This window comes from Ruania zhangjianzhongii, from assembly GCF_008000995.1.
In the GTDB taxonomy this organism is placed as follows: domain Bacteria; phylum Actinomycetota; class Actinomycetes; order Actinomycetales; family Beutenbergiaceae; genus Ruania; species Ruania zhangjianzhongii.
On the sequence record NZ_CP042828.1, the window covers coordinates 2902882 to 2925282 of the forward strand.

Sequence of the window (22401 nt, forward strand, 5' to 3'; positions counted from 1 at the left end):
AGGCGCAAGGACATGACGCACAGCAAGCAGCAGAAGCTCCGGTTGGCCACGCTGGCCACCGAGCGGGTGGACGAGCAGTACCGGGACCTGGACCGGCGGACCGCCCGGGAGGTGCTGACGGCACTCAACGACGCCGAGGCGCAGGTGCCGATCGCGGTGAGCGCGGTCCTCGACGAGCTGGCGCTCCTGGTGGAGGCGGTGGCCGAGGGGATCCGCAGCGGCGGGCGGCTGGTGTATGTGGGAGCGGGCACCTCCGGTCGGCTCGGGGTGCTGGATGCCGCCGAGTGCCCACCCACGTTCCACGTCTCTCCGGAGACGGTGCAGGGCCTGATCGCCGGCGGCCGGGGGGCGGTCTTCACCGCGGTGGAGGGGGCGGAGGATTCCACCGAGCAGGGTGTCGCGGACATCGAGCGACTCGGCATCCAGCCAGAGGACACGGTGGTCGGGATCGCGGCGAGCGGTCGCACCCCGTACGTGCTGGCCGCAGTGGCCGCGGCCCGGAAGGCCGGTGCGCGCACGGCCGGGATCGCCTGCAACACCAATTCTGCGCTGGGCGCCGCGGTGGACCACCCGTTGGAGGTGGAGGTCGGTGCCGAGGTGATCGCCGGTTCCACCCGGTTGAAGGCGGGCTCGGCCACGAAACAGCTGCTGAACATGCTGTCCACAGCGGTGATGGTGCGGATCGGCAAGACGTACCAGAACCTGATGGTCGATCTGGCGGTCACCAACGCCAAGCTGCGGGACCGGGGGGAACGGCTGCTGGTGCGGATCACCGGCTGCGAGCGGGCCGAGGCGGCGCGTGCACTGCGCGCCGCCGGTGACCGGATCCCGGTGGCCGCCGTGATGATCGCCCGGCAGGTCGACCGGGAGGCCGCGGAGGTGCTGCTCGCCAGCCACGGCGGCCGGCTCGCTCCGATCCTGGACGGCGACTGATCCTCAGCCGGTGCGGGCCAGGCCGGCGAGCTCGGCGCGCAGCCGCTCGACGGTGAACGACTCCCGGCGCGGGTGCACCCGGTTGGACAGCAGCACACTGACCAGCTCGCGGCCCGGGTCGATCACCACAGCGGTGCCGGTGAAGCCGCTGTGGCCGAGCGGGCCGGCCTCGGTGCTACCGGTCAGCGACTCCTGCCCGAGCCGGAACCCGATCGCCTGGTCGTAGCCGATCCGCGCCGTCTCGGCAGCGGTGAGCGTACCGGTGCGCAACAGGGTGCGGCTGGTGTCCCCGAGCAGGCCGTGGGCACCGGTGCGTACCTCCTCCGCGAACCGCAGCAGGTCGGCAGGTGTGGAGAAGATCCCGGCGTTCCCGGCCCCGCCGAGTGCCCATGCGGTCTCGTCGTGCACCTGGCCGCGGACCAGACCGCGCGCTGGGTCGTGCTGGTACTCCGTGGCCGCTACCGGACGGCCGGGCGGTGGTGTGTACCCGGTATCGGCCATCCCGAGCGGGCCGGTGACGCAGGTCTGCACCAGTTCGGGCAGCGGGCGGCCGGTGCGGCGCTCCAGCAGCAGCCCGAGGGTCAGGTAGCCGACGCAGGAGTACTCGTGCTGCTCCCCCGGTGCCCGGAGCAGCGGGGTCCGCAGGATCTGCCCTGCGAGCTGGTCACGGCTGCCGCGGCGTCGCCACAACGGCAGCACCGACGGCAGGCCGGCGGTATGGGTGAGCAGGTGCCGCGGCAGTACCCGGGCACGATCCGGATCGCTGGCGGCGAACTCGGGCAGGTCCTCGGCCACCGGGCGGTCCAGGTCGAGCACTCCTGCCTCGGCGTGGGCCAGCACGCAGACGGCGGTGAACAGCTTGGTCACCGAGGCCACGTCCCAGAGCTGGTCCGGCCGCACCGGCTCACGCTCGGGCTCGGGGAGCAACCGGCCATCCGCGGCGAACGCCACCGCCCAGCCCGAGTGCGCCTGGGCGAGCACCTCGCCCCGGTGGGCGATCAGCGCCGCTGCCCCCGGCGCGCCGTCGACCGGTTCGGCCTGCCCGGGTGGGGTGGCTATCGCCGCTGAGGTGGCGCCGTCGAGCAGGTCCTGCAGGCGAGCCTGCAGCGGTGTCCCGGTACTCACTCTGTCCGCTGGTGCACGGCGTCGTAGGTGCCGCGCAGGGCGTCCGCGGTCTCGGCCATCCGGCGTTGCGCAACGGCGACGAAGATGCAGTCCACCACGAGCAGCTGGGCGGTGCGCGAGGCCATCGCCCCGGACCGGAAGGTGGCCTCCCGGACTGTGGTCTGCAGGACCAGATCGGCGGTCCTGGCCACCGGCGAGGAACCGACGTTGGTCACCGCCACGGTGGTCACGCCTCGTTCCCGGGCGGCAGCCAGGAACGTGACCACCTCGGCGGTGCTGCCCCGGTGGGAGAAGCCCACGGCCACGTCTCCCGGTCCCATCAGGGCGATCGAGGTGAGCGCGTCGTGCCCGTCGGAGAAGCTGTAGGCGGTGCGACCGATCCGGAACAACTTGCGGTGCAGGTCGGCGGCGCTCCACCCGGAGCCACTCACCCCGTACAGCGAGATCCGGGAGGCGCCCTCGATCGCGTCCACCACCCGGCCGAGCTCGCCGAGGTCCAGGCTCTCGATGGTCTCCTCGATGCACAGGCTCTCGGTGTAGCGGATGCTGTCCACGAGCTCCTCCAGGGTGGAGGAGGCGGAGATGTCGGCGACGTAGTTCCCCTTCGTCGACCGGTGCGCCCCGTCCCGCCCGATCTCGGTGGCCAGCTGCACCCTCAGCTGCACGAACCCGTTCAGGCCGAGCGCGCGGCAGAACCGGACCACAGTGGTCTCCGAGGTCTGGCAGCGGCGGGCCAGGTCGGTGATGGTGCCATCCAGTACCCGCTGCGGATCGGCGAGCACCTCCTGGGCCACTCTGCCGATCGACGGCGGAAAGGTCGCCAGCGTCGCCTGGATCCGGGACTGGATGCTCATCGTTGTCGCCCTCCTGCAGCTGCCGGTCCTCGTCCGGCCAGCGTATCGGCTAGCGGGTCAGAGCAGGTCTGCTCTCAGCTCCGCTGCCGAACGGGGCGAGAGCAGCCCGGGCGGGACGTCGAACAAGGTGAGCGCCCCGTGCCGGCCGGAGGCGGCGAGCCGGTGGGTGGCGCGGGCATAGGCGACCAGCACACTGGCGGTGAAGCCGGGGTTGTCCCCCAGGGTGAGGCCGAACTCGATCAGCTGCCGATTGCTCTCGCCGGTCTCACCGCTGCGCAGCACGAACCCACCGTGCGGCATCCCGGTGTGGTCCCGGGCGAGCTCCTCGCCGGTGATGAAGTGCACGGTGACGTCATACGGCTCAAAGTAGTGCGGCATGGTCACGATCGCCTCGTGCACCTCATCGGCGTCGGCGCCCTCGGCGAGCACGACGAAGCACTCCCGGGTGTGCGCCTCCCGGGTGGGCAGGTCCGGGTTCTCGCCGCGGCGCACCGCGTCCACCGCCTCGGCCGCCGGCAGGGTGTACTGCACGCCGGCCGCGACCCCGGGCACGCGGCGCAGGGCGTCCGAGTGGCCCTGGCTCACCCCCCGACCCCAGAACGTGTAGGTCTGCCCAGCCGGCAGGATCGCCTCGCCGAACATCCGGTTCAGGGAGAACAGGCCCGGGTCCCAACCGGTGGAGATCAGCGCGGTGGTGCCAGCCGCCTGGGCGCGGGCGTCGACGGCGGCGAAGTACTCCGGGATCTGCGCGTGCGTGTCGTAGGAGTCCACGGTGTTGAACGAGCCGGCCAGCTCCGGTCCCTGCACCGGCAGGTCCTCCTTGGAGCCCCCGCAGAGGATGAGGACGTCGATGTCCTCGGTACGCGAGCTCAGGGTGTCCCAGGCGAATACCTGGGTCTGGGATCGCTGCGCGCGCACAGTGGCCGGATCGCGGCGGGTGAAAACCCCCACCAAGGACATATCCGGGTTCTGCGCGAGCGCGGCCTCCACGCCGCGGCCGAGGTTGCCGTATCCCGCGATGCCGATGCGGATGGTCTCGCTCACCTATTGCCTCTTCCTGACGTTCTGTGCGTGACTGGTACCCCGCCGTCGGCAACGTACACCACACCGGCAGCGAATGAACGAGGCGACCACACGTTGGAGGAACGATGAGCGAGGACATCCTGAGCACGCTGCCGGCACCGGTGCAGCAGTTCGTGACGGCGATCAACACCGGGGATACCGAGGCGTTCGTGGCGGTGTTCACCGCCGACGGCTACGTGGACGACTGGGGCCGGGTACTCAGCGGTCCGGACGGTGTGCGCTCCTGGGCGGGGTCGGACGCGATCGGCGCCGGCGCGCAGATGACGATCCTTACCGCCGAGGTCGAGGGCGACACGGTCAGCACGCACTTCTCCTGGTCCAGCAACGTGTTCAACGGTGAGTCGGACGGGATCTTCACCCTGGCCGGGGACAAGATCGCCGGGTTCCGCATCCCGCCGGCACACTGAGGCCGGTCGCCCGGTCACGACCGTCGGTCAGGGGTTGGCCCACTCGGTGACCAGACCGGCGATCTCCGAACCGACCTCGTCCCGCTCGCAGCCCTCCACCTGGAGCATGTGCTGGCCGGCGTCGGTGGTGTACTCCACGTTCACGGTGATCCCGCCCGGGCACATCTCCCCGCTCTGCACATCACCGCTGATTTCGTGGGAATCCAGGATCGCGGCCAGTTCGGCGAGCTGGTCGGCGTCGGTGACCGTGTGCTCACTGGTGTCGAAATCCTCCACCGCCTGGTACCGCCAGTAGGTCGCCTCGGTGATGACGGTCGGCTCATCGTCGCCGCTCTGGCAGCCGGTGACGAGCAGGGCAGCTGCGGCGGCAGTGGCCGCGAGGGCGAGGTACCGACGAGAACGCATGTACCGAGCCTCACATGTGACCGAGCGGGCGTCGATGGGGAGAACTGCCGAGGCTTCGCGGTTAGCGCCGGCGCTTCTCCCGCACTCGCACGCTGATCTCGATCGGCGTGCCCTCGAAGGAGAACGTCTCTCGTAGCCGGCGTTCGATGAACCGCCGGTAGGCGGGCTCGAGGAACCCGCTGCTGAACAGCACGAACCGGGGTGGACGGGTGTCCGCCTGGGTGCCGAACAGGATACGGGGCTGCTTCCCGCCGCGGACCGGGTGCGGATGAGCGGCGGTGATCTCGCCGAGGAAAGCGTTCAGCTTCCCGGTGGGGATCCGCCGGTCCCAGGACTCCAGCGCGGTGTCGAGCGAGCGCACCAGCCGGTTGGTGTGCCAGCCGGTGGTGGCAGCCAGGTTCACTCGGGGAGCCCAGGTGACCTGGACGAGCTGCTGTTCGATCTCCCGTTCCAGGAAGCGGCGCCGGTCCTCGTCCACCAGGTCCCACTTGTTGTAGGCGATCACCAGCGCGCGGCCGGCGTCGATGACCTGCTGCACCACCCGCACGTCCTGCTCGGTCATCGGGGTGCCGGCGTCGATGAGCACCACTCCCACCTCGGCCTTCTCCAACGCACCCTGGGTGCGCAGCGAGGCATAGAAGTCGGCACCGGAGCTCTGGTGCACCCGGCGGCGGATCCCGGCGGTGTCCACGAACCACCAGGGCCGACCCTCGAGCATCACCAGCTCATCCACCGGATCGCGAGTGGTGCCGGCGACATCGTCGACCACGACCCGGTCGCTGCGGGTGAGCGTGTTCAGCAGCGAGGACTTGCCCACGTTCGGCCGGCCTACCAGCGCCACCCGGCGGGGCCCGCCCTCGGGAATCTCCCCGACCACTCCGGAGACCTCCGGCAGCATCGCCAGCGCTGCGTCGAGCAGGTCACCGGAGCCGCGCCCGTGCAACGCGGAGACCGCGAACGGCTCCCCCAGGCCGAGCGACCAGAGCATCGCCGCATCGGACTCACCGCGCCGGTCGTCCACCTTGTTCGCCACCAGCATGGTGGGTTTGCCCGCCCGACGCAGCATCCGCACCACCCGCTCGTCCTCGTCGGTGGGGCCGACAGTGGCATCCACCACGAACAGCACGGCATCGGCGAGGTCGATCGCGATCTCCGCCTGGTCGGCCACCCGGCCGCCGAGGCCTTTCGCGCTGCGCTCCCAGCCACCGGTGTCCACCACGGTGAAATCCCGCCCGGCCCATTCCGCCGGATAGCTCACCCGGTCCCGGGTGACGCCCGGGGTGTCCTGCACCACGGCGACCCGGCGGCCGAGGAACCTGTTCACCAGGGTCGACTTGCCCACGTTCGGGCGGCCGATCACCGCGAGCACCGGAGGCGGCCCGGCCGCCTCGCCGGCCTCAGCACCGCTGGCCTGGTCCTCGAGCAGGCGCAGGTCCGCCTCGTCCAGGGCGTAGTCGGCCAGGCCCGCGCGCAGCGATTCGGCCCGCTGGGCTTCCTCCGCGGTCTCCGGGAGGTCGCCCGGCAGAGCCGGGTCGTGGTCGGGGCGGGAGTCCGCGGGCTCGTCAGTCACGCCCGCTATTGTCCCCGGTCCGCATCGATGCTGTCGAACGCGGTACGCGGCGCGGCAACGTGGCTCAGATCTCGGTGCTGTCCGGTAGCGGGATGCCGTACTCGGCGGCCGAACCGTGCACATGGTCGCTGAGCCGGGTCTGGATCCGGCCCATCGCCTCCGACACGGCAGCGCGCCCGATCCCGGCCTCGGGGTCCACCGCGGCGAACGGCTCGCCGAACACCACGGTGAGCCGTTCCCGCGGGTGCGGGATGTGACCAGGCTTCTTCCCGCTCGGCCGGGTGCCGAGGATCGCCGCCGGCAGCACCGGCGCACCGGAGCGCACCGCGAGCCAGGCAATCCCCGCCTTCGTCGCTTTCACGTCTCCGCGCCCGCGTGATCCTTCCGGGAACACCCCCACCAGCCGGTCCTCGTTCAGCATCGCCAGTGCGGTCTGCAGAGCAGCCCGGCCATTGCGGCGATCCACCGGGATCTGCCCGGCGTTACGCATCAGGAAGCCGATCACCCCGGAGAACATCTCTTCTTTGATGATGATGTGCGACTCGCGGGGAATCACCCCGTGCAGCAGCGGGCCGTCGATGATCCCGGTGTGGTTCGCAGCGATCAGCAACCGACCGGTCCGCGGTACGTGCTCCCCGCCGATCACGCGAGTGTTCCAGAGCCCGTGGGCGAGCAGCCAGCCCACCCGGCGGGACCAGGTGGGACCCCACCGCTTGATCTGGTCGGGTGTGATGGCCTGGCCCGGGGAGGCCTTGGCGTCGGGTGCGTTCACAGCGTCTCCTGCGTTCCGGCGAGCTCGGTGCGGGCAGCGACGATCACGGCCCGCACCGTGTCCACTGCCTGTTCCAGGGTCAGGGCGGAGGTGTCCACGGTGACCACACCGTCGGCCGCCGTGGAGAAGTTGGACACGGTGGAGTCGTCCGCGTCCCGGCGCACCACCTGGTCCCGAGTGGCGTCGAGTGCCCCGGCGTCGGCGGTGCCGTGCAGCTCACGCGCCCGCCGCTCCAGCCGGGCCTGCTCGTCGGCGAGCAGCAGGATCCGCACCGGGGCCCGGGGCGCCACCACGGTGGTGATGTCCCGGCCTTCGGCGATCACCCCGCGGCCGCCGCTGAACGAGCCGGCAGTGAGCTCGGCGGCGATCGCCTCCCGCTGGCGGCGTTGCAGCTCCGCGCGCACAGCCAGGTTGGTGGCCACGGCGCTGACCGCTGTGGAGATCCGGGTGCTGCGGATCTCCCCCGCCACATCGTGGCCGTCGACGGCGAAGGTCGGCTCGGCAGGGTCGGTCCCGATCTGCATCGGGATCCGCTGCACTGCTTCGGCCACGGCGCCGGAGTCGGTGAGGTCGATGCCGCGGTGCAGGCACCACCAGGTCGACACCCGGTACATCGCCCCGGTGTCCAGGTAGGCCAGTCCGAGCTCTGCGGCCAGGCGACGGCTGATCGTGGACTTACCGGTACCGCTCGGCCCGTCGATGGCCACTACCAGGCCGGTCACTGCACCACCACCCGCCAGCCACGCTCCTCGAGGGCGGTCTCCAGCCTCGCTGCCGCCGTCGGCACCACGGACACGATCGCCATCCCCACCTTCTGCTTCGGCGAGTGCTCCATCTGGAAGTCCTCGATGTTCACACCGATCTCTCCGACCTCGGAGAACAGCCGGCCCAGCTCACCCGCCTCGTCCGGCACCAGCACGCTCACCTCGGCGTACCGCTTCCGGGTGCCGCCATGCTTACCGGGTACCTTCGCCACACCCTCGTTCCCGGCTCCGATCACCGCAGAGATCCCGGACACTGCCCCCGGGGCGAGCGGCCCGTGCTCGGCGGCCGCACCGAGGGAGGCGATCAGCTCGTCCAGACCGGTGCGCACCCCGCGCAGCACCGGCAGCACCGCCGGGGCGTTCCCGGTCAGGATCGCCGACCACAGCCGGGGGTCGGACGCGGCGATCCGGGTGACATCCCGCAGCCCCTGGCCGGCCAGGGCGAGGGAGGCTTCCGGGGCGTCGACCAGCCGGGCCGCCGTGAGCGAGGCCATCAGCTGCGGCAGGTGGGAGACCACGGCGACCGCACCGTCATGTTCGGCCGGATCCATCGAGACCGTCGCGGCGCCGAGGTCGGCGACCAGGTTGCGCATGGCAAGGACCGCCTCCGCACTGGTGCGTTCGTGCGGTGCGATCACCCAGGGGCGGCCGAGGAACAGGTCGGCCGAAGCGGCGCCCGCCCCGGACCGTTCCCGCCCGGCCATCGGGTGCGAACCGATGTAGCGGCTCAGGTCCAGCTCCGGGTCGGCTGCGGCGTGGCCGGTGAGCTCGGCGAGCACGATCGCCTTCACGCTCGCCACGTCCGTCACGACGGCGGACGGCCGGCTGCGTAGTTCGGCGGCGACCAGGTCGGCGGTCACGTCCGGCGGGGCGGCGACCACGACCAGCGCCGGTGGCGGGTCGTCGGGGCCGGCGATGCTGCCGGCGCCGAGGTCTCGGGAGAGAGCGAGGGCCGAGGGTGAGGTGTCGGTCAGCGTGACCGGCACTCCCCGGGCGGTCAGCGCGAGTGCGATCGACGTCCCGAGCAGACCGGTGCCGACGATATGCACCGGGCCGGTGGTGGCCGTGGGGTCGCTCACCTCGCCGGTCACTGCTGCTCCTGCCTGGTCACGAGGGCCTACTGTACCGGCGCGGTCCCGGTCTGGTCCGCACCGGCGAGCCAGCGCAGATCCCGGCCGTGCGGGTGGGCACTGCCGAGTGCGCGGCCGTCCAGGCTGAGCACGAACCGTCCCTCCGCGCTGGCCGGTACCCCCTGCACGCCCAGGTCCGCACTCACCTGCGGGCCCTCCAGACCGAGCCGGTGCACGCCGAGCTCGTCCAGCGTGGTGGCGAGCTCGCGCCGACCGGCGGGGTCCAGATAGGCGGCTGCGGCGCTGTGCATCACCACTACGGTCGCCTCGGGCTCGAACCGGCGCAGTGTGGCCACCGCTGCCGGTACGTCCTGCGGGAACAGGCCCTGCTGCACCGGCGGCGGGGTGGCGGCAGCGCGGTCCAGGGCGTGGCGCAGCCGCTCGGCGCGGTCGGTGTGCTCGGGCCAGACCAGGCACTCCAGCCAGCGCCGCTCGTCGGGATCGGTGACGTCCACCGGATGGGCGTCCAGACCCAGCCGGGCGGCGATCGCCGGCACCGCCGCCGGTAGCGGTACCCCACCGCTCACCTGGGCGCTGAGCCGCACCGCTCCGCTCCCGACGCGCCGCACCGTGCCGCTCTCGTCGGTCCACTGATAGGACCAGGCATCCAGCAGCAGGCACAGACCCGCGCTCGCACCGAGCTCAAGCACGACGAGCGGTTCGCGCAGCAGCGCCAGAGCGGGGAGCAGCACCGCGCACCGTGCCGCTTCGTTGGTCTGGGTGGCCCGGCGCAGCATCAGGTCCCGGACCTGGTCGGTGTGGGAGGCCAGGAATGCCAGCGCCGCGGCGGGGTCGGCGACCGGTGCCTCGAACCAGCGCAGCGCACCGAGCAGGAGATTGGGTTGGCGTTGGGTCCGCGGCAGCGTGTGCAGGAAGGCGAGCGTGGCCGGCGAGTCGGCCACGGCATGACAGAGCCGCTCGTAGGTCGGTGAGCTGCCGTGCGCCTCGTGGTCGGCCCAGCGGCGGTAGAACGCGGCAGTATCGGCGGCCTGGGTCTCCACGCTGCTACCTCACAGACCGACGGCAGACATCAGGGCACCGAGCTCCTTGCCGCCGATCACCCGGGTGCGGCCGGGTTTGAGCGTGCCGAGGCGGATCGGGCCGATCTGGGTGCGGCTGAGCCGGGTGACCGGGTGGCCGACGTGCTCCAGCAGCCGGCGCACGATCCGGTTCCGGCCCTCGTGCAGCACCAGCTCCACGATCGAGGCCTGCGGGCCGGCTTCCAGCACGGTCAGCGCATCCGCTGCGACCGGCCCGTCGTCCAGCTCGACACCGTCCAGCAGGGTGCGCCGCAGTCCGCGCGGCACCCGGCCCTGCACCTCAGCGATGTAGGTCTTGGCCACCTGGTAGGAGGGGTGGGTGAGCCGGTTGGCGAGCTCACCGTCGTTGCTGAGCAGGATCAGCCCGGTGGTCTCGGCGTCCAGCCGGCCGACGTGGAAGAGTCGCTCCGTGCGGTTGGCCACGTACTGGGACAGGTCCGGGCGGCCCTGCTCGTCAGCCATCGTGGAGTACACCCCGGCCGGTTTGTGCAGGGCCAGGGTGACCACGGTCTCGTCCAGCTGCAGGCGCAGCCCGTCCACATGGATGACGGCGGTGCGCGGGTCCACCCGCACGCCCAGCTCGCGGATCTGCACCCCGTCCACGCTCACCTTGCCGGCGGCGATCAGCTGCTCGCAGGCGCGGCGGGAGCCGAGCCCGGCGCCGGCGAGCACCTTCTGCAGCCGGATCCCGTCGGGATCGTGCACATCTTTCGTTGTCATGGCCTACCTTCCTGATCCGACCGGCGCGTCCCGACCCGGGCGGCCCTCCCCCATGGGGCGCGTGCTCACTCCGAGCTCCCGTCGATGTCCTCGAGCGTGTCGATATCCGGCAGGTACGGCGCCAGCGGCGGCAGGTCGTCCAGATCCCGCAGTCCGAGGCGCTCGAGGAAGTAGCTGGTGGTGCGGTACAGGGTGGCGCCGCCCTCGAGGTCCTGGCCCGCCTCCTCGATCAGCCCACGGGTCAGCAGCGTGCGCACCACCGAGTCGACGTTCACCCCGCGGATCGCGGAGATCCGGCCGCGGGAGACCGGCTGCCGGTAGGAGATCACCGCGAGCGTCTCCAGAGCGGCCTGGGTCAGACGCGCCGTCTGCCCGTCGATCACGAACTTCTCCACCGCGGGGGCGAACGCGGGTGCGGAGTAGAACCGCCACCCACCCCCGGCCTCGCGCAGCTGCACCCCGCGCGGGCGTTCGCAGCGGTCCAGCTCGGCAGCGAGCTCGGCCAGGGCGTCGGCCACGGCCGGTATCGGCACGCCGAGCACGGTGGCGAGCTGGTCGGTGGGCACCGGGGTCTCGGTGACCATCAGGATCGCTTCCACGGCACCGAGCAGCTGGTCACCGGTCCACACCGGGGTGTCCTCCTCGATGGCCGCGGCGCCGTCGGCGGCCTCGGTCGGTGTCGGTTCGCTCACTGGTCCTCCCCGCTCCTCTCGGCGGTCTCCGGTTCACCCGCACTGTCGTTGTAGTCGTCGTACTCCTCGCCCACGTCCACGTCGCTGGCCTCGCCGCCGGTCCAGTGCACGCTCAGGTCGCCGAGCGGTCCGGCCTGGTCGAAGCCCACCAGGCCCTCGCGGAACAGCTCGAGCAGGGCGAGGAACCGCGCCACCACCACCGCGGTGGAGCCGGCGTCGTCGGTGAGGGTGCGGAACGAGGCGGACCGGGTGCGGCGCAGGCGCCCGGCGATCTGTGCGGCCTGTTCCCGCACGCTGACCACTGGGGCGTGCAGGTGGGAGACGTCCACTCCGGCCGGTTCCGGGCGGGGGGTGAGCGCCTTCGCGGCGAGCTGGGCGAGCTCGTCCGGGCCGATCTTCATCACCAGCTCCGGCAGCAGGGCCGCCAGCCGGGGCTCCAGCGCCACCTGCCGTGGGAAGGAGCGTCCGGCGAGCTGCCAGGCGGCGTCCAGATCGGCTGCTGCCTTCTTGAACGCGCGATACTGCAGCAACCGCGCGAACAGCAGGTCGCGCGCTTCGAGGAGTTCCAGGTCCTCTGCGTCCTCCACGTCCCCGCGGGGCAGCAGCCGGGCAGCCTTCAGGTCCAGCAGAGTGGCGGCGATCACCAGGAACTCGCTCGCCTGGGACAGGTCCCAGCTTTCCTGACCGCGAATATGGGCGATGAAGTCGTCGGTGACTACTGCCAACGCCACCTCGGTGACGTCCATCTTGTGCTTGGCGATCAGGGAGAGCAGCAGGTCGAACGGGCCGGTGAAGTTCTCCAGCCGGACCTCGAAGACCGGCCGGCCGGAGGCCGGTGCACTGTCCTCACCCCCGACCCGGGTGACGTCAGCGTCCGGGCAGGGCTCCGCCGTCGCCGGTTCGCCCCCGGTGACCGGGGCGTCAGGCGACGTCACCACGGTAGACGAGCTCCCGGGCGAGCTTGCGGTAGTGGTACGCACCCGGGTGGTTCGGGGCAAAGCTGGTGATCGGCTCCGTGGCCACCGAAGCGTCCGGGAACTTCACCGACCGGGTGATCACCGTGTCGAAGACCACGTCACCGAAGTGGTCACGCACCCGGGCGAGAACTTCACGGGAGTGCAGGGTCCGGGTGTCCACCATGGTGGCCAGGATGCCGTCGGTGTGCAGACGCGGGTTGAGTCGCGAGCGCACCTTGTCGATCGTCTCCACCAGCAGCGCCACACCCCGCAGTGCGAAGAACTCGGTCTCCAGGGGCACGATCACCCCGTGCGAGGCGGTCAGCGCGTTGATCGTGAGCAGCCCGAGCGAGGGCTGGCAGTCGATGATGATCGCGTCGTAGTCGTCGGTGATCGGGCGCAACACCCGGGACAGGGCCTGCTCCCGGGCCACCTCGTTCACCAGCTGCACCTCGGCAGCGGACAGGTCGATGTTCGCCGGGATCAGGTCCAGCCCCTGCACGCCGGTGGGATGGATCACCCGGTGCACGTCCGGTTCCGCGGACATCAGCTCGGTGTAGATGGTGTCGTCCAGCTCATGCGCGGCCACGCCCAAGCCGGCCGAGGCTGCACCTTGGGGATCGAAGTCCACGATCAGCACCTTGCGGCCGTACTCGGCGAGCGCGGCGCCCAGGTTGATCGTGGTGGTGGTCTTGCCGACCCCGCCCTTCTGGTTGCACATGGCGATGATCCGCGCCGGACCGTGACCGCTCAGCGGTGCCGGGACGGGGAAGTCGCGGTCGGTGCGGATCTCGGATGCTTCGCTACTCACCCCGCCCACACTACTGGTCACCAGAGGCGGTGGACGGCCCAACACCCGCTGTACGGCCGTAGTCTGGCCGTTATGGCTTACCGCACCCGTGCGCTGACCCCCGCGGATACCGACGCCGCCCGCCATCTCGGCCGGGAGGCGTTCGGCATGCCGGACGCGGACCGGCCGGACCAGGACCCACCCGACGGCAGCCCGTGGCCCGGGCCGGGTTCTCATGCCCTCGGCACGTTCGCCGGTGCGGAGCTGGCCGCCCGAGCGGTGGCGCTGGAGCTGGGCACCTGGTTCGCCGGCCGGGAGCTGCGCACCTGCGGGATCGCGGGGATGACGGTGGCGGCCGAACACCGCGGGCGGGGCCTGACCCACCCGCTACTCACCGAGCTGCTGCTCGCCGCCCGGGACCGGGGGGAGGTGATCGCCACGTTGTTCGCCACCGCACCGGGGATCTACCGCAGGCTCGGTTTCGAGATGATCACCACAGTGGACCAGGTGCAGCTGCCGGTCTCCTCGGCCGCGGCGGTGCCCCCCGGCGATCCGGTGCGACTGCGCCGGGCCACCGCCGCCGATGCCCCGGCCCTGCGGGACTGCTACCGGGACTGGGCCCGGGTACGGCAGGGACCGCTCACTCGCACCGGAGCGGCCGAGCAGGTCAGCGACGAGGACCTGATCGGTGACCAGGACGCCGTCACCCTGGCGGTCTCCGAGGCCGGGGAGATCCTCGGCTACGCCTGTTGGGACCGCGGCACCCTGTCCGAGCGGACGCTCACCGTGACCGAGCTGGTGGCCCACACTCCGCAGGCGTACCGGTCGCTGTGGCGGATGGCCGGCGCCTTCGCGATGAAGGTGGACCGGGTGCTGCTGCACGCCCCGGCCGGCGATGTCGCCCGGACCTTCCTGCCCGCCAAGCACTGGCAGGTGGTGGCGCAGGAACCGTACATGCTGCGGGTGCTGGACCTGCCGGCGGCGTTGGCTGCGCGGGGCAGCCGCGGCAGCGGGCAGGTGCGGATCACGGTCGCCGGGGACGAGCTGGGCCTGGTCAACGGCACGTTCCAGATCACTGCCGACGGCGGAGAGCTCAGCTGCGAGCCGAGCGCACCTGCCGAGGGCCCTCCGGTGCTCACCGCCGGTGGCCTCTCCCTCGCGGTGTCCGGGGCGTTCAGCTGCGCGGACCTGCGGGCGAGCGGGCACCTCACCGGTGGGGACGCCCGCACCGACCGGACCCTGGAGGACCTGCTGCACGCGCCGCCGTGGCAGATCCGGGACACGTTCTGAACCGGGCGCCCGCACTCCATCCTCCGACTCATCGGCCGGCCGGCAGCTTCACACTTTCGACTGACGATCACCCGCACGCACGCGCCCTAGCGTGCCGGGCATGACGTTACGCCCTGCCCACTCCACCTTGACCGCCGCGCTGCTGGCACTCCCGGCACTGGTGGCGCTCTGTCTGCCCACACCGGCGGCCGCGAGCCCGCCGGAGACCAGCACGCCCGACCTGCGCGATGTCGGGGCGGTGGTGGACCAGGTGCTGCCGGACCAGCTCGCCGACGGGGACATCCCCGGTGCGGTGGTGACCGTGGTGGCCGGCGGCGAGACCGTGTTCAGCAGCGGGTACGGGGTGGCCGACCCTGCCACCGGTGCACCGATGGATCCCGCCACTACCGGTCTGTACACCGCCTCGGAGGGCAAGCTGTTCACCGCGACCGCGGTCATGCAGCTGGTCGAGGAGGGCACGCTCGACCTGCGCGCGGATGTGAACGAGTACCTGGATACTCCGATCCCGGACACCTACCCGGGCCGGCCGGTCACGCTGGAACACCTGCTCACCTTCACCTCCGGCTTCGACTACGACATCTACGGCTGGTCCCAGTGGGAGTACAGCGAGCTGCCGACGCTGGCGGAGTTCGCCACCGAGGTCCGGCCGGACCGGGTCCGCCCGCCCGGTGAGCTGGTCGCCTACAACAACTTCGACTACGTCCTCGCTGGGCGGATCGTGGAGATCGCCTCCGGGCAGAGCTACGCCGACTACCTCGCCGAGCACGTCTTCGCCCCGGCAGGGATGTCCAGCACGACGGCTCAGCAGCCACACCCGGCGGAGCTGCAAGCGCGGACCAGCCCGGGTTACCGGCCGGCCGACGGTCGGCAGGAACCGGCCGGCGGGCAGGTCAGCCCAGCAACACCGGCCGGTACCGACACGCTGACCACCGCCGCGGATATGGGCCGGTTCATGATCGCCCAGCTCCGTGCCGACTCCCCGCTGGGCACCGAGGCGACGGGCGAGATGCAGGCCGAACAGTTCCGCGCCGATCCCGAGGTACCGGGAATGGGGTACGCGTTCGAACAGCGTCCGATGAACGGCCAGCAGGTGATCACCAAGGACGGCGACCAGCCCGGCACGCACCACAACCTGGCCCTGCTGCCGGAGCACGACATCGGCATCCATGTGGCCTACAACGGCGATGGCAGCAACGGGGCGGCATTCTGGGGCGGAAAGGAACTGGTCCGGGCGATCCTGGACGCCTACTTCCCCACCGATGGGCAGGACACCGCGGACGCGGCGAGCGCGGGCGCAGACGTCGAACCGCTGGCCGGTAGCTACCGGGCGGCACGCACCTCGCAAGGGACGTTCACCACGGTCACCAGCCTGACCGGGCCGGTCACCGTCGAGGCCACCCGGCCCGGGCACGATCAGCACCACCGGACTGTCCGAGAACCCCGACGCCGGCGCCCAGGTCTGGCACCAGACCTCACCCGGGCACTTCGTCCTCGACGGCGGTCAGGCCACGCTGGCGGTGACCGAGTCCGGGGCGCTGGTCACCAGCCAGATGCCGAACAACTCCTTCGTGCCACTGCCGTGGTTCGAGGCGCCGACGCTGCACCTGATCCTGCTCGGGCTCACCGCGCTGGTCCTGCTGGCCGCGTTCGTCACCATTCCGGTGCGAGCAGTCGTCTCCCGGGTGCGCGAGCGCGAGCCTGGGCCGCTCGGGGGCAAGATGGCCCAGGGCCTGACCTGGCTGAACGGGCTGTGTCTGGTGATCTTCGCGGTCGGGTTCGCCCTGGTCTCCGCCGATCCGAACCTGCTCGTCCAGATCCCGCTGACCGGCTCGCCGGCGCTCTCGCTCGCGCTGAACACGATGACCGTGATGGTCGCGGTGACCGTGGCCACGATCGTGCTCACCGTGGTGGCCTGGGCCCGGCGGTGGTGGAGCGTGACCGGCCGGATCGCGCTGACCGTGACCACCCTGGCGGCCACCGGCTTCGTCACCGTCGCGATCTTCTACCGGCTGATCGGTCTGCCGTTCATGCTCACCGTATGACTGCCGGAGCCCTCGCCCGGAACACGACTAGGCTGCCGATACCGCCCAGGCCGACCGGAGGCCCCGATGACCGACCTACCCGCCCTGCCGGACGCCGTCGCGCGCTATACCCGCCACAGTACGTACACCGATCCGGGTGAGCATGCCGCGCTGCTCCGCGCGGTGACGCCGAGTACGGAAGGAGTCAGCGCCGTCGCCCGGAATCTGATCGCGCACTACCGTGGCGAGGCGGCGGTGCTGCCCGCCGCCACCCGGGAGGACGTGAACCTGCGCTGGCTGGCCGACCAGCTCGCCACCGACCAGGAACGGCACGGCGTACCGCTCGCCGAGCCACGCGCACTGGCTGACCGGCTGCAGGGCTGTTGCCGGGACCACTCGCTGCTGTGCGTGGGCACCTTGCGCGAGCACGGCGTGCCGGCCCGGACCCGGATCGGTTTCGCGGGCTACTTCCGGCCCGAGTTCAGCCACGACCACGTGGTGGTCGAACGGTTCGAGGGCGAGCGGTGGGTCCGGTTCGACCCGGAGCTGACCGACGGGTTCGACTTCGACGTGAGGGATATGCCCACCGGGACGGGCTCCCCGTTCGAGACTGCCGCCGAGGTGTGGCGCGGCCACCGGGCCGGCACTCTCGATGTGTCCCGCTACGGCGTGGACCCGAGCCTGGATGCGCCGCTGCGCGGCGAGCAGATCGTGGCGGCCTACGTGATCAGCGAGGTGGCGCACCGCCAGGGTGACGAGCTGTTGCTCTGGGACGTCTGGGGCGCGGCAGTGCCCGACCCGACGGCCGATCCGGCTCTGATCGACGAGGTGGCCGCCCTGCTGGTAGCGGCCGACGAGGAGGAGCGGGCCGGCGTTCTGGCCGGGCCGGCCGCCGGAGAGCTGGCCGCCTGGTACGCCGCCGACGAGCGGCTGCATCCGGGCGACACGGTCACTCTGCTCAGCCCGCTGCCGCCGGCCCGGGTGCCGGTGCCGGTGCAGGTGCCGTTGCGCTGAGCCTGGCGTTCAGGGCCGACGGCTCCACACCTCGGCCTCGGCGAGGAAGGCCGAGGAGGAGGGCCGCTGCGTAGTGCCGCTGCGCCGTACCTGACCACCGAGCTGCCGGCCGGCGATGCTCAGCTGACCCTGCTGGCACGGTCCGAGTACCAGCCGTAGCGTGTGCGGAACCCCGCCGAGCGGGAAGTCACCGGTGGCCACCGAGCGCACGTCGAGCACCTGGGCGAGCCGCACCTCGACATCACCGGCCCGGGCGGATAGCCCCTGCGCCAGGTCGATCGTGGTCTCGACCGGTGTCTGTTCGTACTGCGGCTGGGGCCAGTCCAGTCCGTCCAGCTCCGGGAAGTGCCGGGTGAAGTCCTCGGTGAGCCAGCGGGCCAGGGGCAGGGTGCTGCTCAGCACCCGGACACCGGTCGGCTGCCAGAGCACCAGTGCCGTCCCGGTGCCGTGGCTGCGGGACCAGTCCACCCGCCACACCGAGACGTAGCCGGTGCACTCCCCCTGTGCATCGAAGAGCTGCAGGCCGGGATTGGCACCGACCAGGACGGGCCGGTGCGGCCGGTCCGGGGGCGGGGTCTCGGTGCTCATCCGCGCGCCCTCGGGTGGCTGGCGGCGTACACCTCACGCAGCGTGTCCGGGGTGACCATCGTGTAGATCTGGGTGGTGGTGACCGAGGCGTGCCCGAGCAGCTCCTGCACCACCCGCACATCGGCACCGCCGGCGAGCAGGTGGGTGGCGTAGGAGTGGCGCAGCGTGTGCGGTGAGATGTGCCCGGCCACCTCTCCGCGTTCGGCCGCCAGCTGGAGCACCGCCCAGGCGCTCTGCCTGCTCAACGGGTTGCCGCGCTGGTTCAGGAAGACGGCGGAGTTCCCGCGACCGGACTGGGCGAGCACCGGGCGGGAGCGGATCAGGTAGGCGTCCATCGCGTCCACCGCGTACCGGCCCACCGGGACGATCCGTTCCTTGCGTCCCTTGCCGAACAGCCGGATGCTCGGATGCTCCGCGTGCAGCTCCAGGTCGTCGGCGGACAGCCCGACCACCTCGGAGATACGGGCGCCGGTGCCGTACAGCACCTCCACCAGCGCCCGGTCGCGCAGGCCGAGCACCCCTTCGGCCATCGAGGCTCCGGCCAGCAGCTTGTCCACCTCTTCGACGGCGATCGCCTTCGGTAGCCGCTTCGTGGCCCCGGGTGGACGCACTGCCGCGGCCGGATCGTTGTTCGTATGTCCCTCGACGGTCGCGAAGCGGTGCCACCCCCGCACGGCGACCACCGCCCGCGAGGTGGAGGACGCAGACAGCGGATGACCGCCATCGGCTCCGGTGCGGACCGCCTCCACATAGCCGGCCACATCCGCCTCGGTGACCTGGTCGAACCCGGAGCGGCCCCGCACGGCGAGGAACGCCGCGTACCGGCGCAGATCGCGCCGGTAGGCGGCCAGGGTGTGCTCGGACAGGCCGCGCTCCACCCCCAGGTGCGCCAGGTACTCGGTCAGCTGTGCCCGGAACGGCGCCTCCTGCTCTGCAGGCGTCGACTCAGCCATCGATCACCAGGGCAGGAACGGATCGATCGAGATCGCTACGAACACGACGGTCAGGTACGTGATGGAGGCGTGGAACACCTTCATCGCGCCGAGCTTGCGCGTGGTACCGGTCACCGCGCGCCGGTACAGCTGGATGCAGGCGAATCCGAACCATGCTCCGGCGGCGATCGCCACCGCCGTGTAGAACCAGCCCATCTGCGCCACCGGGATGAGCACCAGGGAGCAGGCGACCATCGCCACGGTGTAGGCGATCATCTGCCGGGCCACCTTGGTGTCGGCAGCGACCACCGGAAGCATCGGCACCCCGGCGGCGGCGTAGTCCTTCTTGAACTTCATCGACAACGGCCAGTAGTGCGGCGGGGTCCACAAGAAGATGATCCCGAAGAGCAGGAACGGGGCCAGGTCCAGGGACCCGGTCACCGCGGCCCAGCCGATCAGCACCGGCATGCACCCGGCCGCACCACCCCAGACGATGTTCTGCCGGGTGTGCCGCTTCAGCAGGACCGTGTAGCCGTAGGAGTACATGACGTTCGCCGCCGCAGCCAGCGCGGCGGCCACCCAGTTCACGGTGAGCCACAGCCAGGCCACCGAGAACGCCCCGAGCAGCAGCCCGAATACCAGGGCGGCCCGCGGCGTCACCGCACCGGTCACCAGTGGGCGCTTGCGGGTGCGCGCCATCACCGCGTCGATGTCCCGGTCGTAGTACATGTTCAGGGTGTTCGCCGAACCAGCGGCGGCCGCGCCGCCGATCAGCGTGGCGATGATCAGCCACCAGGACGGGAACCCGTTCTGGGCGAGGATCATCGTCGGCACCGTGGTGATCAGCAGCAGTTCGATGATCCGCGGTTTGGTCAGCGCCACATACGGGCCCACCACCTGTTTCAGCGACCTCCGCGGCGATGCCGTGGTGGCGCGCGCGGAAGCCTCCGCCTCGGACAGGGGTGCGTCAGGCACTGTCACTTCACTCTCTCGACTACTGATCGCGCCACTGCGGACACGATCGACGGGGCTGGCCCGTCCTGGCCAGTGTAGGCCGTGCCCGGCGGCGATCCCACCTGATCCGACCGGGCGGCGTCCACCCTGCGACTACCCGCGCGCCGGTGGCACCTGCATTGAGTAGGGTCGGATCAGCAGCTGCCACGAAAGTACGCGAGGAAGAAGGACCTGTGAACGCACCTGACCCCAAGGCCGACGCCGTCGGTTGGACCGCACTCGATGTCAAGGCCGTCAACACCATTCGCACCCTCGCCGCGGACGCGGTGGAGAACACCGGTAACGGCCACCCCGGCGCGGCGATCTCGCTCGCACCGGCCGCCTACCTGCTCTACCAGCAGGTGATGCGGCACGACCCGAAGGATGCCGACTGGCTCGGCCGGGACCGGTTCGTCCTCTCCGCCGGGCACTCCTCCCTGACCCAGTACATCCAGCTCTACCTGTCCGGCTACGGCCTCGAGCTCAGTGACCTGCAGGCGTTGCGGCAGTGGGGCTCGCTCACCCCGGGGCACCCCGAGGTGGGGCACACCACGGGGGGTGGAGACCACCACCGGTCCGCTCGGCCAGGGCCTGGCCACCGCCGTCGGGATGGCCTTCGCCCAGCGCCGGGTACGCGGTCTGCTCGACCCGGACGCGGCAGCCGGCACGACGTCTCCGTTTGACCACCACGTGTACGTGATCGCCTCCGACGGGGACCTGCAGGAGGGCATCTCCTCCGAGGCGTCCTCGCTCGCCGGCACCCAGGAGCTGGGCAACCTGGTGGTGATCTGGGACGACAACGAGATCTCCATCGAGGGCGACACCGATGTGGCGTTCACCGAGGACGTTGTCGCCCGGTACGCGGCCTACGGCTGGCACACGCAGAGTGTGGACTGGACCGCCGGCGGTGAGTACCGCGAGGACGTGGACGCCCTCGCTGCGGCGATCGAGGCGGCCAAGAAGGCCACCGACAAGCCGTCGTTCATCGCCCTGCGCACCATCATCGCCTGGCCGTCGCCCGGGAAGCAGAACACCGGTGCGGCGCACGGCGCCAAGCTCGGGGCCGAGGAGGTCGCCGGCCTGAAGAAGGCGATCGGGTTCGACCCGGAGGAGAGCTTCGCGGTGGACCCCGAGGTGCTCGACCGCGCACGCGAGGTGGTCACCCGCGGCAGCGCCGCGCACCGGGAGTGGGACGAGGCCTTCGCCGCCTGGGAGCAGGCGAACCCGGAGCGGGCGGCTTTGCTCAAGCGCCTGCGCGCCGGCCGGCTGCCCGAAGGCTGGACCGATTCGCTGCCCACCTTCCCCGCCGGTGAGTCTCTCGCCACCCGTGCCGCTTCCGGGAAGGTGCTGAACGCCGTCGCCGAGGTGCTGCCCGAACTCTGGGGCGGGTCCGCTGACCTGGCCGGCTCGAACAACACCACGATGGACGGTGTGCCGTCCTTCCTGCCCGAGGCCCGGTCCACGGACGACTTCTCCGGGAACATCTACGGCCGGACGATGCACTTCGGCATCCGCGAGCACGCGATGGGCGCGATCCTCAACGGCATCGCGCTGAACGGGCTCACCCGCCCCTACGGCGGCACCTTCCTCACCTTCAGCGACTACATGCGCGGCGCGGTTCGCCTCGGCGCGCTGATGAAGGCGCCGTCGATCTTCGTCTGGACGCACGACTCGATCGGGCTCGGCGAGGACGGCCCCACCCACCAGCCGGTGGAGCACCTGGCTGCGCTGCGCGCCATCCCTGGGCTGGCCGTGGTCCGCCCGGCGGATGCGAACGAGACGGCTGCCGCGTGGCAGACCGTGCTGGAGCGGCGTGACGGGGCGGCAGGTCTGGTGCTCACCCGGCAGGGTCTGCCCACCGTGCCCCGTGGGGCAGAGGGCTTCGCAGGGGTCGACGGCGTTGCTCGCGGTGCGTACGTGCTGCTGGAGTCCTCGACCGGCGCTCCGCAGGTGATCCTGATCGCCACCGGGTCCGAGGTGCAGCTCGCCGTCGAGGCCCGGAGCCAGCTCGAGGCTGACGGTATCGGCACCCGGGTGGTCTCCGCACCGTGCCTGGAGTGGTTCGAGGACCAGGATGCCGACTACCGCGAGTCCGTCCTGCCCGCCGGCGTGCGTGCCCGCGTGAGCGTGGAAGCCGGTGTGGCGATGCCGTGGTACCGCTACCTCGGTGACGCCGGCCGCGCCGTGTCCCTGGAGCACTACGGTGCCTCCGCCGACTACAAGAGGCTGTTCGAAGAGTTCGGCATCACCGCCGAGGCCACAGTGGCTGCGGCGAAGGAATCGATCGCGGCCGCGTCGGCCGCCGGCAGCGAAGGGAACTGA

Annotated in this window: 21 protein-coding genes and 1 pseudogene; 6 read left to right on the forward strand and 16 right to left on the reverse strand. The window is 71.3% G+C overall.

What is annotated here, in order from left to right:
- Positions 1–12 precede the first annotated feature (12 nt).
- Positions 13–933, forward strand: a complete 921-nt coding sequence (murQ, locus tag FU260_RS13525; protein ID WP_147917540.1) for an N-acetylmuramic acid 6-phosphate etherase — start codon at positions 13–15, stop codon at positions 931–933.
- A 3-nt stretch (positions 934–936) separates the two neighbouring features.
- On the opposite strand, the gene FU260_RS13530 is transcribed toward murQ, so the two are convergent.
- Genes FU260_RS13530 through FU260_RS13540 form a run of 3 tightly spaced genes read right to left on the reverse strand, consistent with a single transcriptional unit; the run spans position 937 to position 3956 of the window.
- The gene (locus tag FU260_RS13530) at positions 937–2058 is read right to left on the reverse strand and encodes a serine hydrolase domain-containing protein (RefSeq protein WP_168211776.1); all 1122 of its coding nucleotides are present in this window, start codon (positions 2056–2058) and stop codon (positions 937–939) included.
- Positions 2055–2912 (reverse strand): MurR/RpiR family transcriptional regulator, encoded by an 858-nt coding sequence (locus FU260_RS13535; RefSeq protein ID WP_147917542.1) that lies wholly within the window; start codon positions 2910–2912, stop codon positions 2055–2057. Before FU260_RS13535 ends, FU260_RS13530 begins: the two co-directional genes overlap by 4 nt.
- 57 nt (positions 2913–2969) lie before the next feature.
- On the reverse strand, positions 2970–3956 hold the full coding sequence (locus FU260_RS13540) for a diaminopimelate dehydrogenase (RefSeq protein WP_147917543.1): 987 nt from the start codon (positions 3954–3956) through the stop codon (positions 2970–2972).
- Positions 3957–4060: 104 nt separating this feature from the next.
- Between FU260_RS13540 and FU260_RS13545 the strand changes: the two genes are divergently transcribed.
- Complete coding sequence (locus FU260_RS13545; RefSeq protein WP_147917544.1) at positions 4061–4402, forward strand: nuclear transport factor 2 family protein; 342 nt, start codon at positions 4061–4063, stop codon at positions 4400–4402.
- Positions 4403–4429: 27 nt separating this feature from the next.
- Here FU260_RS13545 and FU260_RS13550 read toward each other — a convergent pair whose 3' ends face one another.
- From FU260_RS13550 to FU260_RS13595, 10 genes are all read right to left on the reverse strand, one after another.
- Positions 4430–4807 carry a hypothetical protein gene (locus tag FU260_RS13550; protein ID WP_147917545.1) on the reverse strand — a complete coding sequence of 126 codons (378 nt, stop codon included), beginning with the start codon at positions 4805–4807 and terminating at the stop codon, positions 4430–4432.
- A 61-nt stretch (positions 4808–4868) separates the two neighbouring features.
- Positions 4869–6386 (reverse strand): ribosome biogenesis GTPase Der, encoded by a 1518-nt coding sequence (der, locus tag FU260_RS13555; protein ID WP_413038346.1) that lies wholly within the window; start codon positions 6384–6386, stop codon positions 4869–4871.
- A 55-nt stretch (positions 6387–6441) separates the two neighbouring features.
- A complete protein-coding gene (locus FU260_RS13560; RefSeq protein ID WP_147917547.1) occupies positions 6442–7149 on the reverse strand; it encodes a lysophospholipid acyltransferase family protein in 708 nt (235 codons plus the stop codon).
- Positions 7146–7871 (reverse strand): (d)CMP kinase, encoded by a 726-nt coding sequence (gene cmk / locus FU260_RS13565; RefSeq protein ID WP_147917548.1) that lies wholly within the window; start codon positions 7869–7871, stop codon positions 7146–7148. Before cmk ends, FU260_RS13560 begins: the two co-directional genes overlap by 4 nt.
- Positions 7868–9004 (reverse strand): prephenate dehydrogenase, encoded by a 1137-nt coding sequence (locus FU260_RS13570; protein ID WP_147917549.1) that lies wholly within the window; start codon positions 9002–9004, stop codon positions 7868–7870. Before FU260_RS13570 ends, cmk begins: the two co-directional genes overlap by 4 nt.
- Before the next feature lie 26 nt (positions 9005–9030).
- Positions 9031–10044: a DUF2332 domain-containing protein gene (locus FU260_RS13575; RefSeq protein WP_147917550.1), complete on the reverse strand. Its 1014-nt coding sequence runs from the start codon at positions 10042–10044 to the stop codon at positions 9031–9033.
- Between the two features lie 9 nt (positions 10045–10053).
- Positions 10054–10803 (reverse strand): pseudouridine synthase, encoded by a 750-nt coding sequence (locus FU260_RS13580; RefSeq protein ID WP_147917551.1) that lies wholly within the window; start codon positions 10801–10803, stop codon positions 10054–10056.
- A gap of 65 nt (positions 10804–10868) precedes the next feature.
- On the reverse strand, positions 10869–11495 hold the full coding sequence (gene scpB / locus FU260_RS13585; RefSeq protein ID WP_210418085.1) for an SMC-Scp complex subunit ScpB: 627 nt from the start codon (positions 11493–11495) through the stop codon (positions 10869–10871).
- Positions 11492–12433, reverse strand: coding sequence for a segregation and condensation protein A (locus FU260_RS13590; RefSeq protein WP_187368392.1), 942 nt, complete (start codon positions 12431–12433; stop codon positions 11492–11494). The genes scpB and FU260_RS13590 overlap by 4 nt, the downstream gene beginning before the upstream one ends.
- Entirely contained in the window at positions 12417–13262 is an 846-nt protein-coding gene (locus FU260_RS13595) for a ParA family protein (protein WP_235912345.1), read from the reverse strand. Before FU260_RS13595 ends, FU260_RS13590 begins: the two co-directional genes overlap by 17 nt.
- Before the next feature lie 72 nt (positions 13263–13334).
- On the opposite strand from FU260_RS13595, the gene FU260_RS13600 reads away from it, so the two are divergent.
- The 3 genes from FU260_RS13600 to FU260_RS13610 all read left to right on the forward strand — a co-directional run bounded on the left by FU260_RS13600 (position 13335) and on the right by FU260_RS13610 (position 17566).
- Entirely contained in the window at positions 13335–14531 is a 1197-nt protein-coding gene (locus FU260_RS13600; RefSeq protein ID WP_147917554.1) for a GNAT family N-acetyltransferase, read from the forward strand.
- A 100-nt stretch (positions 14532–14631) separates the two neighbouring features.
- Entirely contained in the window at positions 14632–16713 is a 2082-nt protein-coding gene (locus FU260_RS13605) for a serine hydrolase domain-containing protein (protein WP_147917555.1), read from the forward strand.
- Positions 16640–17566, forward strand: a complete 927-nt coding sequence (locus FU260_RS13610; protein WP_147917556.1) for a transglutaminase-like domain-containing protein — start codon at positions 16640–16642, stop codon at positions 17564–17566. Before FU260_RS13605 ends, FU260_RS13610 begins: the two co-directional genes overlap by 74 nt.
- A 9-nt stretch (positions 17567–17575) precedes the next feature.
- Here FU260_RS13610 and FU260_RS13615 read toward each other — a convergent pair whose 3' ends face one another.
- Genes FU260_RS13615 through FU260_RS13625 form a run of 3 tightly spaced genes read right to left on the reverse strand, consistent with a single transcriptional unit; the run spans position 17576 to position 20061 of the window.
- Positions 17576–18154, reverse strand: coding sequence for a hypothetical protein (locus FU260_RS13615; protein WP_147917557.1), 579 nt, complete (start codon positions 18152–18154; stop codon positions 17576–17578).
- Positions 18151–19107 (reverse strand): site-specific tyrosine recombinase XerD, encoded by a 957-nt coding sequence (locus FU260_RS13620; RefSeq protein WP_187368393.1) that lies wholly within the window; start codon positions 19105–19107, stop codon positions 18151–18153. Before FU260_RS13620 ends, FU260_RS13615 begins: the two co-directional genes overlap by 4 nt.
- Before the next feature lie 3 nt (positions 19108–19110).
- A complete protein-coding gene (locus tag FU260_RS13625) occupies positions 19111–20061 on the reverse strand; it encodes a heme o synthase (RefSeq protein ID WP_413038345.1) in 951 nt (316 codons plus the stop codon).
- A gap of 212 nt (positions 20062–20273) precedes the next feature.
- Here FU260_RS13625 and tkt point away from each other — a divergent pair.
- A pseudogene (gene tkt, locus FU260_RS13630) lies at positions 20274–22401 on the forward strand (transketolase).